Source organism: Virgibacillus sp. DJP39 (assembly GCF_049310925.1).
In the GTDB taxonomy this organism is placed as follows: domain Bacteria; phylum Bacillota; class Bacilli; order Bacillales; family Amphibacillaceae; genus Virgibacillus_F.
The window spans coordinates 20,863-36,380 of record NZ_JBMERP010000011.1; the positions used below are offsets into that span (position 1 = coordinate 20,863).

Below are 15,518 nucleotides of genomic sequence, written 5' to 3' on the forward strand. Positions count from 1 at the left end.
ATCTTATGAAAGCCGTGCGTGCGCCATTAGAGTCAAAACATGGATCATTCAAGTACAATTTGGCTTAGTCCAAATAGCTACTCTTACTTTAATTGTTACTATTGTCGTTTACCTGAACAAAAAGAAGTATCCGCCCCTGCACATGGTCGCGATTACTTCTATATACAGTACAACTAGATCGTTGACCAACCGTTCTTAATACGGTTGGTAGTTGCGTGTGCCCGATTAGTTAAAGTTACTCAGTTACCTAATTATAAGTATATTATATTTCTAATTATTTATACTGTCAATTGGTACGTATTAAGTGTTTTACCAGAGTTTTGTCTTCTTTGTAGTGGTATCACAGCAGTTGTTGGATAAAGGTTAAAAGAAAGTTGAACAAAATGCTAGTTGAAAAAAGAAGAGTTGAACGTAATCTTGGAGAAGTTGATCCACATTACTGAAAACTTGAGCGATATCTTATAAAAGTCGTGCGTGCGCCACCAGAGTCAATCCAAATATCATTCAAAAATATTGTAGGCTGAAATAAGTGAAAATTAATCGAACATACATTCCTTTTTCGCTACTAATCTATCAAAAGTTATGGTAAAATAAAATAAGCAACTACATAGGTATTGTGGGCGGTTGGCCACCTTTCTAATTTCCTGAATCCCTTAGGAAGGGAGGTGGTAGGATGACGACATTCGAAGCATTAAGTTTAATAGTACAATTTGGTTTAGTCCAAATAGCTACTCTAACTTTAATTGTTACTATTGTCGTTTACCTGAACAAAAAGAAGTAACCGCCCCCCTACATGGTCGATTACTTCTTTCAGCTAAACATACATTTGTGTGGCCAACTGCTCTTAATGCAGTTTGTAGTTGCTGGTTCCCGAGTAGTTAAAGCTACTCGGTTACCTAATTATAAGTATATTATAATTCTAATTATTTATACTGTCAATTGGTACGTATTAAGTGTTTTACCAGAGTTTTGTCTTCTTTGTAGTGGTATCTCAGCAGTTGTTGGATAAAGGTTAAAAGAAAGTTGAACAAAATGCTAGTTGGAAAAAGAAAAGTTGAGCGGTAATAGCTTAAAGTTAAGCTTCAATGCGTCGAACTTGAGCGATATCTTATAAAAGTCGTGCGCGCGCCATCAGAGTCAAAACAAATATCAATCGAAAAATCTTGTAGACTGAAATAAGTAAAAAATAATCGAACATACATTCCTTTTTGGCTACTAATCTATCAAAAGCTATGGTGAAATAAGCAACTACATAGGTATTGTGGGCGGTTGGCCACCTTTCTAATTTCCTGAATCCCTTCTATTGTCGTTTACCTAAACAAAAAGAAGTAACCGCCCCTCACCCATGGTCGCGATTACTTCTAAAGCAGTACAACTAGATCGTTGACCAACCGTTCTTAATACGGTTGTAGTTGCTAGTTCCCGAGTAGTTAAAGCTACTCGATTACCTAATTATAAGTATATTATAATTATTTATACTGTCAATTGGTACGTATTAAGAGATACTGGAATGGCAGCTAATTAGATGTTATCTACAAAAAGGCTTCACTCACACAAAAGCGGAGTCCTTTTTCATGGTAAAATAAAACATACACATGAGAAAGGCAGGGGAAACAATGATACTAAAAGGGAACCAAATATACTTAAAACCACTTGATAGCAGTCATGCTGAAGCTTTACTGGACATGGAAGTTAGGAATCGGGACTTTTTTGAGCAGTACACTATTACCAGAGAAAATGATTTCTATACGATGGAAACGCAATTGGAGAGACTGCAAGAAAAAAAGGTAGCACAGGAAGAAGACAAGGGTTATCACTTTGGAATATTTTTGAGTGAGAGCAGTGAGTTAATAGGGGAAATTGGTTTGTTTAGAATAGAAAGAGGACCTGCTGAGTGTGGTATGGTTGGTTATTCACTGGATAAAAAGCACAATGGAAATGGATATATGACAGAAGCAATTAGATTAATTGTTGACTATGCCTTTACCAGTTTAAAGCTTCATCGGATTGAGGCTGGAGCAATGCCACGTAATTCTGGGTCAATTAAAGTGCTGGAAAAGTCGGGGTTTCATAAGGAAGGCATCGCTAGAAGCAATGTAAATATAAACGGGAATTGGGAAGACCACCAAATGCTGGCGATTATAAATCCTGATAATTAACTATCGTAGCGAACTAACAAGTAGTGTGGAAACAATACATCCATACTACTTGATTCTCCGACTTATGTGGTATAATTTTAATGATTTAATAGAAAGGGAGAATGATATGATAATCAAAAAACGAAAACCCCCGATAGAAATCCATGTATTAGAAGCACTTATCCGCAGGTTGCCACCAGGGCAAAACAAGTTACAGGCGGAGTTAGCCAAAAGTAATAAAGGATTTAAAGGTGAGAAAACTGTTGATCGCTTCACTGCAACACTCCCACAAAACAACTTCACTATACTTCATGATTTGTTTCTCCACAACAAAAGTTCATCATTTCAAATCGATACGCTAATTATTAGCCCGCACTGTATTTACGTAGTTGAGATCAAAAACTTTGTAGGAACGGTGACTTTTGACCTTATAGTTAACCAATTAACCCGTGAACATAATGGACATGTATCAGGCTTCCGCAACCCCATGATTCAAGCTACAACAAATAGGCATCTATTAACAGAATGGCTCTCCGAACACAATATTGTTGATATTCCCATCCATCCAATCGTTGCAATAAGTGAACCAAGTACAATAATTCGAGTAAAACCAGCTGAAAGAGATATATCTGAATCAGTTATGCATGGGGAGTATATGCCACAGCAAATAATGAAAATGGAGCATGCACTGGAAGGGAAGCGGCATGCGTATCTTCACCAAAAGATAGGAACATTGCTTATAGCAGAAGAAGGAACATTTAATTTCGATTATCAAAAGAAATATGGAATTCAACCTGGAGAAATAATGAATGGCGTTCAGTGTCCCAGGTGTGGGTTAATAGGAATGGAGCGCAAACAAAAAAGCTGGCATTGCACCGCGTGTGGAGAAAAAGATAAAAAAGCGTATCTAACAGCTCTCTCAGATTACTTTATCCTCGTTAAGCCATGGATCACAAACTCCGAATGTATGAAATACTTACAAGTCAACTCCCGTCATATCGTCACAAGGTTATTAAAAAGCTCAGATCTAACATATGATGAACAAAACAAAAGTTGGAAACCCCAACGAACAAGACAACCGATCCAAATTTCATCTTAACCGATCCTACTAGTGAAATATCCGATCGAAGTCATCACTTAACCGATCGAAGTCAACGTCCAACCGATCATAATGTTATCCCATCCGATCGACATTATCACGCAACCGATCGTGAGCATCCCCCAACCGATCAGAGTTACCTAATACACAGCAGTTTGAGCGCCTTCGCCACTCTGCTAAAATAAAAAGGGGGTTTTTTGCGTCAGCAAAAAACCCCCTTTTCTAATTAGTAAAACCGCTTATACCCATTAAAGTGTTTACCCCAATAGTAGATGCCGTTCACGTCGTCTATTTCTACGCCGTCTGAGCCTGCATGGATAAACTGACCATTACCGATGTAGATTCCCATGTGTGAGATTCCGCTCTTGTACGTGTCCTCGAAGAATACTAGGTCACCGACTTGTGAATCCTCTACATAGTGTGATTGGTCAAAGTAGCCTGCGCTGGATGTACGCGCGATGTCCATGCCAGCTTGTTTATATGCATAGTAGATAAATCCACTGCAGTCAAATCCAGCTGGTGTTGTTCCGCCCCATGCGTAGTTAACTCCTAACATATCTTTTGCTACATTTATGAGTTGATCTACATTATAGTTTACATTTGTTGCTTTTGGTGGCGTTTCTACTTCCTCGGCCACAGGTGCTTGTTCTCCCGTTTTTAGTTTCTGCCCAACTAAGATCAGACTAGAGGTTAATCCATTCCATTCTTTCAAGGCTGAAACGGAGACATTTTTCTGTGCTGCAATTTCGTATAAAGTATCACCGGCTTGCACTGTGTAATAGTAATCACGTTCTGCATCAGTGGTTGTTTCTTGGGTGCTTGCTAGAGTGCTATCACTACTGCCTTGGGATACTACAAGTACACGGCCAGGATGAATTAAGTAAGTATCAAGATTGTTCCATTCCATTAAGTTTGATAGTAATATATTGTGTTTATCAGCGATACCGCTTAATGAATCTCCGCTCTGTACCGTATATTGATCGTCACTTGTAACACTATTAGAATTACTTGTACTCTCTTTTTCTGTCTCTATCATTTGCGATGGATAGATTATGTTACTAGATAACGAATTAATAGATTTCAACTGTGCAACACTAGTATCATACTGCTGCGCAATTCCCCATAATGTGTCACCATCCTTCACCGTATAGGATGCTGCCTCTGCTTTTGTTGCAGCAAAGGTGGATGCAATGACAGCGCTTGCTGTTACTGACATAATTAGTTTCTTATTTGCCAAAGTATATAGCTCCCCTCGCATGAAGATTCTTTCTACCAAAGTATTTCCACCGTATCAAAAAATAGACTGTGTAATAAAGGGTTGTAAAATGATTGTAACTTCACAGTGCACTTTGTTAACTAGATGAAATAAAGTCTACCTGTTCACTATTAAATAAAAGCCAGATAGAAAAAGAAGAGTTGAGCGAAAACGTGGGATAGTTGATCAAAACGGGGGAAAACTTGAGCGAAAAGGTTACCAAGTTGAGCGGCAGCTCAACAAAGTTGATCCACCCCAGCAAAAAGTTGATCGTCAACCCCACAAACTTGAGCGGGAGTAGGAGAGTAGATTTGTACCAACCTGATCTCATTAATTCTGGTTGTATATAAAAGATACTATTAAATAAAAGCCAGATAGAAAAAGAAGAGTTGAGCGTAACCGCAGGGAAGTTGATCGAAACGGGTCAAAACTTGAGCAAAAAGGTAACCAAGTTGATCGTCCCCTCCAACAAACAAAAAAGGCACTCCCTGCACACAGCAGGAAACACCTCACAACTCTAGTAAAATCGCTTATAACTATCAAAATGCTTGCCCCAATATACTCCATTCACATTGTCAATCTCGACACCGCCTGATCCTGCGTGAATAAACTTGCCATTACCAAGGTAGATTCCCATGTGTGAAATGCCGCTTTTGTATGTGTTCTCGAAAAATACTAGATCTCCAATTTGTGGTGTGTTCACATAGTATGAGCGGTCGAAGTGCCCTGCGCTTGATAGGCGTGACAGGTCCATGCCGGCTGCCTTGTATGCGTAATAGATAAATCCGCTGCAGTCAAATCCTGCTGGTGTGGTTCCGCCCCATTGATAGCCTATCCCTGTTAGACTGTTAGCTACATTAATTAGTTTCTCGGCGTTGTAGTCAACGTCTGCACTTGGTGTTTCCACGTTTCCGGTAACTGGTGACTTCTCCCCAATGTTGAGTTTTTGGCCGATTAAGATTAAGTCCGATGTTAGGCTATTCCACTTTTTAAGGGCTGCTACTGTCACATTGTAACGGTGGGAAATTCCAGATAATGTGTCACCGGAACGAACAGTGTAAACGGAAACTGCCGCAACTTGCTCGTCGTTATCGGTCTTCTTCTTTGAATCATTCTGTTTCGAATCACGATCATTTACTGGTTGTACTTTTTCTGCCTTGGTCGAATCTTCTCCTGACTTCGGAACTGTCACTTTACCACCCTTAGAAACAAGAAGCTGTTTACCTGGATGAATCAAATACGTGTCCAATCCGTTCCAGTTCATCAATTCAGATAACGAAATCTTGTGCCTTGCTGCGATTGCACTTAATGAATCTCCGCGTTTCACGATATAAGTAGATGCAGTAGCAGGTTGTTCAACTTTAACAGGAGTCTTTTCCTTATGTACACGTTCACTCCCACTACCCTCACTCGTCTCAAGTTGTTGATTTGGAAAAATAACATTACCAGAAAGGCCGTTGATAGATTTTAACGCAGCAACACTCGTATTAAACTGATTCGCAATAGCCCATAATGAGTCTCCGCTTTTGACCTTGTAAGTTGCTGCATCTGCTTCTGTTGCTGCAAAGGTTGAAGCGATAAATGCGCCTGCTGTGACGGACATAATGATCCTTTTATTCGCCAATATAATTGCCCCTTTCATCTAATAGTTACGCTCTATTAATCTTCTATTAGTATAGCAGATTTTTCCATATCAATAAGCATTGTAATCTAATTGTAATATAATGGCGACAATTGCAAAATGTCAGACAGGATTAAGCTGATATGAAAAAAATGGAATCATTACTTAAATCTCTCAAAAAAAAATTCACAAATGAGCATTCTATTACGTCAAAATATGTTATAATTTCGTTTATATTATCGATAAAGAAAAAGGTAATCTTCTATATAGTAATAGAATTTATAGAATAAGATAGTAACATGGAATTATATAAAACTTATAACATCATCCGTATTAAAAGGATTTAAATGGAGGTTACACTGAATGGAAGAGACTATATCCCTCAAAGAGATTTTTGAGGTAATTAAAAAGCGGTTATTACTAATCATTTCATTAACAGTAGGAGCTGCATTAATAGCAGCTGTCGTTAGCTATTTCTTTTTGACGCCGACCTATCAATCTAGTTCACAGTTTATTGTTACACAGGACAAACCAGACCCATCAGTCCAGTTTAATTCTAGTGATATCCGGACAAATCTTGAACTTATCAATACGTATAATGTAATTATCAAAAGTCCGCGAATCTTGGAAGATGTTGTACAGGAGTTGAATCTACCATATTCATGGGAAGCACTTAAGTCTAAGATACAAGTAGCAAGTGAAGAGAGTTCTCAGGTTGTTACAGTTACAGCGACAGACGTTGATCCTGAGCGAGCGGTGGAGATAGCAAATACTACAGTTGAAACATTCCAGGAAGAAATTCCGGATATTATGAACGTGGATAATGTTAGTATTCTGGCAGCAGCTGAGCTTACAGAAAATCCAGCCCAGGTTAGTCCTAATCCATTACTAAATATTGCGATTGCAATTGTTCTCGGCTTGATGGTTGGTGTAGGTCTTGCGTTCTTACTTGAATACTTAGATAACACGGTTACAACTGAAGATGACATTGAAAATAAATTGAACATTCCTGTTTTAGGAGTCGTTACGCATATTAATGATGAGGATGTCCGTGATAATAGAACGCCTCAGGCAAATAGGATAAAGCGAGGTGGATTAAATGAGCAGACGAAAAAAACAGTCTAATAGAAATAATAAAGCGAGGCATTTAATAACAAATCTAAATCCTCGATCACCTATATCTGAACAATATCGTACAATCAGAACGAACCTGCAATTTTCCTCAGTAGACAATGATTTGCAGAAAATCCTTGTCACATCATCAGGACCTGGAGAAGGTAAGTCCATGACAACTGCTAACCTGGCAGTTGTGTATGCCCAGCAAGGGAAAAGAGTATTGCTGATTGACACAGATATGCGTAAACCAACACTTCATTATACGTTTCGCTTAGATAATCTATCAGGGCTAAGTAACATACTGGTTGGCGACTCTACGCTTGAAAACGTAATAGTTCCGAGTGAGGTAGAAAATCTGGATTTGATATCCTGTGGACCGATACCTCCAAACCCTTCTGAATTACTAGGGTCAAAAAAGATGGAAAGAATAGTTGACGAAGCGAGTAAGCTTTACGACATTATTTTGTTTGATACACCACCAGTTCTGGCGGTTACAGATGCACAGATTATCGCGAATATTTGTGACGGAACGATCTTAGTAGTTAGAAGTAATCAGACAGAAATGGAAGCGGCACAAAAGGCGATTGAAATTTTAAAGCCAGCGAAAGCTAAATTGCTTGGAACAATATTAAACGATCGTGAAAAAAAGTCATCTAATTATTATTACTATTACGGATCCTAAACTTAATAAAAATACCAACTCCCTGTCAGTCTGGCAGGGAGTTTTTTTCCATTTATACTAGTATTCTCCACGATTCGATTTCTCATTCGACATAATAGTTGGAAAAGTTTAATCAATTTCGCAAATTAATGACTTTTAACCATCAAAAGTGACTTATTAGTGACTTTTTAACATTAAAAAAACTGTTATACTACATTTTGTAGATTAATATACCTAGACATAAACAACTATACATGCAAACGATATTTGTCGCATACCTATATATTAGAATAGATTCAAAAATAAAAGAGGTGACTATCACTATGATTGATATTAATTGCCACATTCTACCTGGGATGGGTGATGGTTCAAAAAGCTTAACGGAAACGTATAAAATGGCTGAAATCGCAGCTCAGCAGGGAATCACGCAGATAATTGCGACTCCACATCATGAGAATGGTGACGATGCTACCTCGGCAGATAACATTTTAGCTGCAGTTGACTATTTAAATAGCAAACTTATTCAAGAGGGAGTTCCGCTAACGATTTTACCAGGGCAGGTAACGAGAGTGTATGGAGAGATTCTGGATGGAATCCAATCTGGAGAGGTACTTCCCTTAAACAAAACATCGGAATATATTTTAATTGATTTACCAAAGGGGCATGTACCAAGTTATCTGACACAGCTGCAGTTTGATATGCAGATTGCTGGATACAAACCAATCATTGCTCATCCGGAGCGAAATCAGGAACTATTCGATAACCCTGATAAACTCTATCGCATGGTGAAGAATGGTGCGCTCATACAAATCACTGCTGCAAGTTTAGTAGGTAAGACAGGGAAAAAGGTTCAGAAATTTGTACATCAAATGATAGAAGCAAATCTAGTTCACTTTATCGCATCTGAAGCGCAGGCCTGGAATAAAAGGTCATTTTTTATGAAGGAAGCATCTGATATTGTCAGAAGTGAATATGGGAACGCTACACTCCATCAATTCATTGAAAATGGCCAATGTGTGATTGATAATCTTACCATAGCACAAGGCCAGCCAGAACGGATCAAGACAAAAAAAGGATTTCGGATATTTGGTTAATGCATATATACTGACGGGGGAGCTAATTCTTCATAAATTAGCTCCCTTTTCTGTGTCCTTTCTATGTTTCTAGTATATTTCTGGTCACAAGTCTGATATAATTTGTCAAAAGATAAGACAGATTGACTTACTAATTAGGAAGTGAAAACATGATTGATATTCATTGTCATATACTACCTGGAATTGATGATGGAGCACAAACTGAATCGGATAGTATTGCAATGGCATATGCTGCTGTTGAACAAGGTATCCATACGATTATAGCGACGCCGCATCACATGAACGGGAAGTATGAAAATAAAAAACAGGAAATTCTTACACATGTAAATGTGCTGAATAGTCTACTGCAATCAAAACAGATTCCCTTAACAATTCTGCCAGGGCAAGAAGTACGAATGAATGGTGAGATGATTGATGAGCTTGAAACGGAAGTAATTCTGCCTCTAAATCACACGAACTATGTGTTTGTGGAATTCCCCTCTGGACATGTTCCGCGTTATGCAAAACAAATGCTTTTTGACATTCAGGTTGCAGGTTATACACCAGTCATTGTGCACCCTGAACGTAATCGAGAAATAGTTGAGCATCCATCGAGGCTATATGAGTTTGTTCATAAAGGCGCATTGACACAGATCACCGCTGGAAGCTTGACTGGACATTTCGGTAAAAATATCCAGAAATTTTCCCATGAGCTTGTTGAGGCGAACCTAACTCATTTTATTGCATCTGATGCACATAACACGACGACTCGTGGTTTCTTAATGCAGGATGCTTACATGGAATTAAAAAATGAGCACGGAGTAGAAGCTCGTTACATGTTTATGGAGAATACGCAGTTGCTAGTCGAAGGTAGAATGGTAAACCGAGATGAGCCATCAATGATCAAGAAAAAGAAGTTCCTCGGTATCTTTTAATAAGGCAGTTTTCTAATAGATTGTTGTTTATAACGTAAAAATCTATTAGCTACGACGCTATTTACCGCTACGGAAATACACTTCGCTTTCCGCGGGAGGCTGGTGAGCCTCCTCGTGCTACGCACTGTGGGGTCTCACCTATGCCTTTCCTCCCGCAGGAGTCTTCGTGTATTTCCTTCGCTAGCGTCGTACGAAACAAACAAGCTTCGTGATAAAACAACTTTATACTGATTGATTGAAGCGTAGGGCAGTCGACTCCTGCGGGAACAGCGCGAGTCTGAAGACCCCGGAAGAAGCGCACTTTGCTTCTGAGGAGGCTGAAGCCGTGCCCGCGGAAAGCGACTGCCCGTAGCGGAAATCAGTATAGCAGTTACGTCGCGGTTTGTAACTACAACTACTAGAATTAAACAGCAACAAAACGAAAAGAACCTTTAATAAAAAATAGATGGTGCTTACGCAAGTACTCTAGCTTCTCAGAATGCAAGTCACTTTCCTTCTCGAAACAGGAAATAGTCAGGCTGTTCTCGGGTAAACTAAAGTACTTGCTGTTTCTTTACATGTTATAAATTATCTAATAAATGACAGGTTAATCAGGATGAAGAAGGGGAGGGTATACGCTATGATAGAAGTAATCTTGGTGGAGGGTCAGCGGCTGCTGCGCGAAGGAATTAAAGGTTTAATAGACCAGGAAGAAGATATGAGTGTCATTGGTATGGCTGATACAGGAGAAGAGTCCCTACGATTAATCGAAGAAAAGCAACCAGATATAGTTCTGATGGATATCCATATGCGTAATATTGATGGGATTAAGGGAACAATCTATTTGAAAGAAAAGTTTCCTGCTATCAAAGTAATCTTTATCACTTCTTTTTCTGATGAAGATCTGATTGTTTCTGGTTTAAATGCAGGGGCAGATGGGTTCTTATTTAAAGACTTAAACGCAAAGAAACTTATCCAGTTAATCAGGGATGCCTATAACGGTGAAATGGTTCTCTCAGGTGAAGTTGCCAGAATTCTAGCGAGAAAGATAAGAGATTCACAATTCAGTCAGAAACAAGTGTTGGGCAGGAAGCTTGATAATCGCTGTATTTATTTATCTGAACGGGAACTGGACATAGCTAATTTAATGATGGAAGGGAAATCCAATAAAATAATTGCCCAGCATTTGTTTTTAAGTGAAGGAACGGTAAAGAATTATATCAGTGAATTATACAACAAAATGAATATCCGAAGCAGATCAAAGGTGATTGATTATTTTCGCGGGTTAACAAGCAGTGATGAGCATTCCTGAATCAGCAGTAATCATTATAATATGACATTTAATAGCATAAGTCACTTCAAACATGACATAGATGTTTTTAAAAATTTGTCGTTAATTGTATGAGGAATAACGTGCACTTGACTCTATGGGAAGGCGTAATAATAGTTATGATTAAAATTTTTTGTTATAACAAGTCGACTTTCATCCAATCTATTATCCCAGTCATTAATTACCAGGAAGATATGATTATTACCGAACAATCCTTCCGTGATGGCCATGATTCGAACCTTCTTTTATTGGACATTGATTCTTTTGGTGTTGAAGAAATTTTGGAAAGAATAGTATACTTTCATAAAACTTTTCCTGGAGTTAGTATAATTATTGTTACAAACGATTATCTGAATTCCATTTATTTTACCTTGTTTGAGGCTGGCGTTGATCAAGTGCTGTCAAAATCAAGCGAAACATTAATCGATTCAATCAGTTACACAACTAAGCAGAACAACAATAGTGGCATGCTTAAACAAAAAGCCGAATTTCATGTCGAAGTGGAAAAGTTAAAGATGAATGCAATTAAACGGTTTTCTATTAAACTTGAACAAGCTGGTATTCATTTAAGCGATCGAGAAGCAGAAGTTGCATTTTTTATTCGGTTTGATTTAAAAAATAGACAAATCGCGGAAAAGCTTAACCTAGGTAAAGGCACGATAAACGTCCATATTAGCAATATATATAGTAGGATTGGCAACAAGAACAGAAAGAATGCAATTGATTTATTCAGAGGAATATTCCCATTAGCAGAAAGTAGCAAATCATATGCTGGCAAGAACTGGGTAAATGCTAGAATAAGTCAAGCTCTTAAGTAGCTGTGTAATTGGCTTGAAGCGGAATGATTTCTGCCTATTGTGTCAGTTAAATTACGGTTTGTAATATGATTTTAACGTGACCACGTATAAACTAAATGTGTATAATATAAGTTAAATTGTAGGTAAATGTTAGAAAAAGGGTATTAAGTGTTACATTTTTCGACAAGATATGAGAAAATAAATATACAATATATAAATGAACTAGAACACTAGAGAATGATTGGTTAGTCATCGGATTGGTAGTCATTCCCTAGTGTTTTATTTGACTATGTAAGAAAGGAGTTGACACCGTGACGTACCACACCAGATTGTCCTTATTAGTTATCATGGATTCTATCATAGTAAGTACAGCTATATTTATTGCTTCATGGATTGTTTACCCAAATATTCCAGACATGGCAATGCTTACCTTGGTAATCAGTTCACTAGCATTACTAGTATTTCATCATTTATTTGCAATATTATACCATTTATATAATAAAGTGTGGTCATATGCTAGTGTTGGAGAGTTAATGGCTATTGTAAAAGCAATTACTTTTTCTATTATAGCAGCTGGAATTGTTCAATATTTAGTAAATGACTTCGCAATCTTTAAACGAGCGTTACTTGTTACCTGGATGTTACATATCATTCTGATCGGTGGGTCGCGTTTCGTTTGGCGTGTATTCCGTGATTTGTATATGAACAACGGTGATAACAAAAAGCGGACATTGATTATTGGTGCTGGATCAGCCGGTGCAATGATCGCAAGGCAATTGAAGAATGAAAACAACTCAGAACTTTTGCCAATAGCATTTATCGATGATGATCATCACAAGCAGAAAATGCAATTATATAATTTGCCTGTTCTTGGCGGGGCGAAGGATATCGAAACAGTAGTTAAAAATCATAGTATCGAGCATATCGTTATTGCGATTCCATCCTTACAAAACGGTGCTTTAAACAAGCTTGTCGCAGAATGTAATAAAACATCGGCGAAAGTGCAGATGATTCCTAAACTTGAAGACTTAATGACTGGTAAAGTGTCTGTCAGCAATCTGAAAAGTGTCGAAGTAGAAGATTTACTTGGACGAGAGCCTGTAGAGCTTGATATTGATAGGATATCTGATTACGTGACTAACCAGACAGTGCTAGTAACCGGTGCGGGAGGATCAATTGGATCAGAATTATGTCGCCAGTTAATGCGGTTTACACCATCGAAAATTGTACTAGTTGGGCATGGTGAATTCAGTATTTATACGATTGATATGGAACTGCGTGAAAAATATGGTGCAGTAAATGTTGAGATTTTTCCGGTTATTGGTGATGTACAGGACCGCAAGCGGATGTTTGAGGTTATTGAAAAACATAAACCTACTATTATCTATCACGCTGCAGCGCATAAACATGTGCCGTTGATGGAGTATAATCCACACGAAGCGGTTAAGAACAATATCGTTGGTACGAAAAATGTTGCAGAAGCAGCTGATACATATGGTGTACATACATTTGTACTTGTCTCATCTGATAAAGCAGTTAATCCAACAAATGTCATGGGTGCTACAAAACGAGTAGCTGAGATGGTTATCCAGGACTTAAACCCACGCAGTAAGACAAACTTTGTTGCTGTACGATTTGGTAATGTATTAGGAAGTCGTGGCAGTGTTATTCCGTTGTTTAAAAAACAAATCAAAAACGGCGGTCCGATTACAATTACCGACCCGGCAATGACGCGCTACTTCATGACGATTCCAGAAGCATCACGATTAGTGATCCAAGCCGGTACACTTGCCAAAGGTGGCGAAATCTTTGTGCTTGATATGGGTGAGCCAGTTAAGATTGTTGACTTGGCTAAGAATCTAATTAAACTGTCAGGTTATACCGAGGACGAAATTCCGATTAAGTCTACAGGAATTAGACCTGGTGAAAAGATGTTTGAGGAATTGCTTGGCGAGGGTGAAGTGCTGCCTGGGGAAGTTTATGAAAAGATTTATGTTGGACGAACTGTTGAGGTTGACCCAGAATTGCTTCTTTACTTGATTGGTAGGTTTGAAGCGTACTCTTTAGTAGAGCTTAAAGATGAGTTGATGAAGATTGTTTATATGGAGAAGACGATGTTGGCGGTGAACGGTAGTTAGTTGAGCTTCCTTGGCTTTGTCTTCTTAAGGTGCCTGGCGGCACTTGACGTAGTCTCTAGTTATGGAAAAAATCAAGTGTCTGTCATCCGGAACGTGGGCTTCCCACTAGATGTACGTACCGTACATATCTACAAAGGAGTGTATTCATATGAAAACTATAAAAAAAGCAATTATACCAGCAGCTGGGTTAGGTACTAGATTCCTACCGGCTACTAAAGCAATGCCGAAAGAAATGCTGCCGATTGTCGATAAACCTACGATTCAATATATCGTTGAAGAAGCGATTGAATCAGGTATTGAAGATATTATTATTGTAACTGGTAAAGGGAAACGTGCGATTGAAGATCATTTTGACCATAACTTCGAATTAGAAGATAATCTGTTAAAAAAAGAAAAGTTTGATCTGTTAAATAAAATAAACCATCCGTCAAATGTGGATATTCATTACATACGACAAAAAGAGCCCAAAGGACTCGGTCATGCCGTGTGGTGTGCCAGAAAGTTTATTGGCAATGAGCCATTTGCCGTACTTTTGGGTGATGATATTGTTAAGGCGGAAAAGCCGTGTTTGAGACAGTTAATTGAGCAGTTTGAAGATGCTCAATGTTCGATTGTCGGTGTACAAAAGGTTCCTGATGAGGAAACACATCGTTATGGAATAGTTGATCCAAGTTCGAATGAAGGTCGCCGCTACCAAGTACAAAACTTTGTTGAAAAACCTAAACAAGGAACAGCGCCTTCTAACTTAGCTATTATGGGGCGGTATATTTTTACGCCTGAAATATTTTCGTTTTTAGATAAGCAAGAAGTAGGCGCAGGTGGAGAGATCCAGTTGACTGATGCGATTCAACAGTTAAACGAGTTACAAAATGTGTATGCTTATGATTTTGAAGGCAAGCGGTATGATGTTGGTGAGAAGCTAGGGTTTGTGAAGACTACGATTGATATGGCGTTGGATAATGATGAGATTAAAGATGAGCTTTTTGACTATATTTTGCAAAAGGCTGAGGAAGGTAAGTTGAGAGTTTAGGTGTTGGTTGGCTGGTGCCTTTCGGCACTTGGTTGGGGTGAGAGTGTTTTGTGTTTGGTAAGTGAGTGCTCTTTATGGAGCCTTGCGGCTCTATACGACGATGAACAGATACTTACATTTTCTTTTTCTACCCAAATTGTTAGTTAAAAGTGAAATATTTTTCTAATGTGGTGATGTATCCTGACCTTTATCAATGGATGTACTCGGTTGTGCTGTGGGTTTAACTAAGTTGAACCTTAGACGCTTGTCGTCAGTGGTGTGGTGTGAGGTGGGGTTAAATGCCCTGTGAATTTTTGTTTTTATGATTAGTGAGATATGTATGTGGTTAGAAGTTGAGCAGAGTTTG

General features: G+C 38.4%; 13 protein-coding genes. 11 read left to right on the forward strand and 2 right to left on the reverse strand.

What is annotated here, in order from left to right; genetic code table 11:
• The first annotated feature begins 673 nt into the window (after window positions 1-673).
• From ACOI1D_RS05980 to ACOI1D_RS05990, 3 genes are all read left to right on the forward strand, one after another.
• Window positions 674-781, forward strand: coding sequence for a putative holin-like toxin (locus ACOI1D_RS05980; protein WP_422500019.1), 108 nt, complete (start codon window positions 674-676; stop codon window positions 779-781).
• An 838-nt stretch (window positions 782-1,619) separates the two neighbouring features.
• Window positions 1,620-2,159 carry a GNAT family N-acetyltransferase gene (locus ACOI1D_RS05985; protein WP_422500077.1) on the forward strand — a complete coding sequence of 180 codons (540 nt, stop codon included), beginning with the start codon at window positions 1,620-1,622 and terminating at the stop codon, window positions 2,157-2,159.
• A 106-nt stretch (window positions 2,160-2,265) separates the two neighbouring features.
• Window positions 2,266-3,237 (forward strand): nuclease-related domain-containing protein, encoded by a 972-nt coding sequence (locus ACOI1D_RS05990; RefSeq protein ID WP_422500021.1) that lies wholly within the window; start codon window positions 2,266-2,268, stop codon window positions 3,235-3,237.
• Window positions 3,238-3,463: 226 nt separating this feature from the next.
• On the opposite strand, the gene ACOI1D_RS05995 is transcribed toward ACOI1D_RS05990, so the two are convergent.
• Window positions 3,464-4,474: a LysM peptidoglycan-binding domain-containing protein gene (locus ACOI1D_RS05995; protein ID WP_422500023.1), complete on the reverse strand. Its 1,011-nt coding sequence runs from the start codon at window positions 4,472-4,474 to the stop codon at window positions 3,464-3,466.
• Window positions 4,475-5,009: 535 nt separating this feature from the next.
• Window positions 5,010-6,116, reverse strand: coding sequence for a LysM peptidoglycan-binding domain-containing protein (locus tag ACOI1D_RS06000; RefSeq protein ID WP_422500024.1), 1,107 nt, complete (start codon window positions 6,114-6,116; stop codon window positions 5,010-5,012).
• 360 nt (window positions 6,117-6,476) lie between these two features.
• Here ACOI1D_RS06000 and ACOI1D_RS06005 point away from each other — a divergent pair, with 360 nt between their 5' ends.
• The 8 genes from ACOI1D_RS06005 to galU all read left to right on the forward strand — a co-directional run bounded on the left by ACOI1D_RS06005 (window position 6,477) and on the right by galU (window position 15,172).
• Entirely contained in the window at window positions 6,477-7,238 is a 762-nt protein-coding gene (locus ACOI1D_RS06005) for a YveK family protein (RefSeq protein ID WP_422500025.1), read from the forward strand.
• The gene (locus tag ACOI1D_RS06010) at window positions 7,213-7,911 is read left to right on the forward strand and encodes a CpsD/CapB family tyrosine-protein kinase (protein WP_422500026.1); all 699 of its coding nucleotides are present in this window, start codon (window positions 7,213-7,215) and stop codon (window positions 7,909-7,911) included. Before ACOI1D_RS06005 ends, ACOI1D_RS06010 begins: the two co-directional genes overlap by 26 nt.
• 302 nt (window positions 7,912-8,213) lie before the next feature.
• Entirely contained in the window at window positions 8,214-8,984 is a 771-nt protein-coding gene (locus tag ACOI1D_RS06015) for a tyrosine-protein phosphatase (protein WP_422500027.1), read from the forward strand.
• 149 nt (window positions 8,985-9,133) lie between these two features.
• Complete coding sequence (locus ACOI1D_RS06020; RefSeq protein ID WP_422500029.1) at window positions 9,134-9,898, forward strand: tyrosine-protein phosphatase; 765 nt, start codon at window positions 9,134-9,136, stop codon at window positions 9,896-9,898.
• A 619-nt stretch (window positions 9,899-10,517) separates the two neighbouring features.
• Window positions 10,518-11,189, forward strand: coding sequence for a response regulator (locus ACOI1D_RS06025; RefSeq protein ID WP_422500030.1), 672 nt, complete (start codon window positions 10,518-10,520; stop codon window positions 11,187-11,189).
• 137 nt (window positions 11,190-11,326) lie between these two features.
• Window positions 11,327-12,025 (forward strand): helix-turn-helix transcriptional regulator, encoded by a 699-nt coding sequence (locus ACOI1D_RS06030; protein WP_422500032.1) that lies wholly within the window; start codon window positions 11,327-11,329, stop codon window positions 12,023-12,025.
• Window positions 12,026-12,315: 290 nt separating this feature from the next.
• Window positions 12,316-14,142: a polysaccharide biosynthesis protein gene (locus tag ACOI1D_RS06035; protein ID WP_422500034.1), complete on the forward strand. Its 1,827-nt coding sequence runs from the start codon at window positions 12,316-12,318 to the stop codon at window positions 14,140-14,142.
• Window positions 14,143-14,290: 148 nt separating this feature from the next.
• Window positions 14,291-15,172, forward strand: a complete 882-nt coding sequence (galU, locus tag ACOI1D_RS06040; protein ID WP_422500035.1) for a UTP--glucose-1-phosphate uridylyltransferase GalU — start codon at window positions 14,291-14,293, stop codon at window positions 15,170-15,172.
• The last annotated feature ends 346 nt before the right edge of the window (window positions 15,173-15,518 follow it).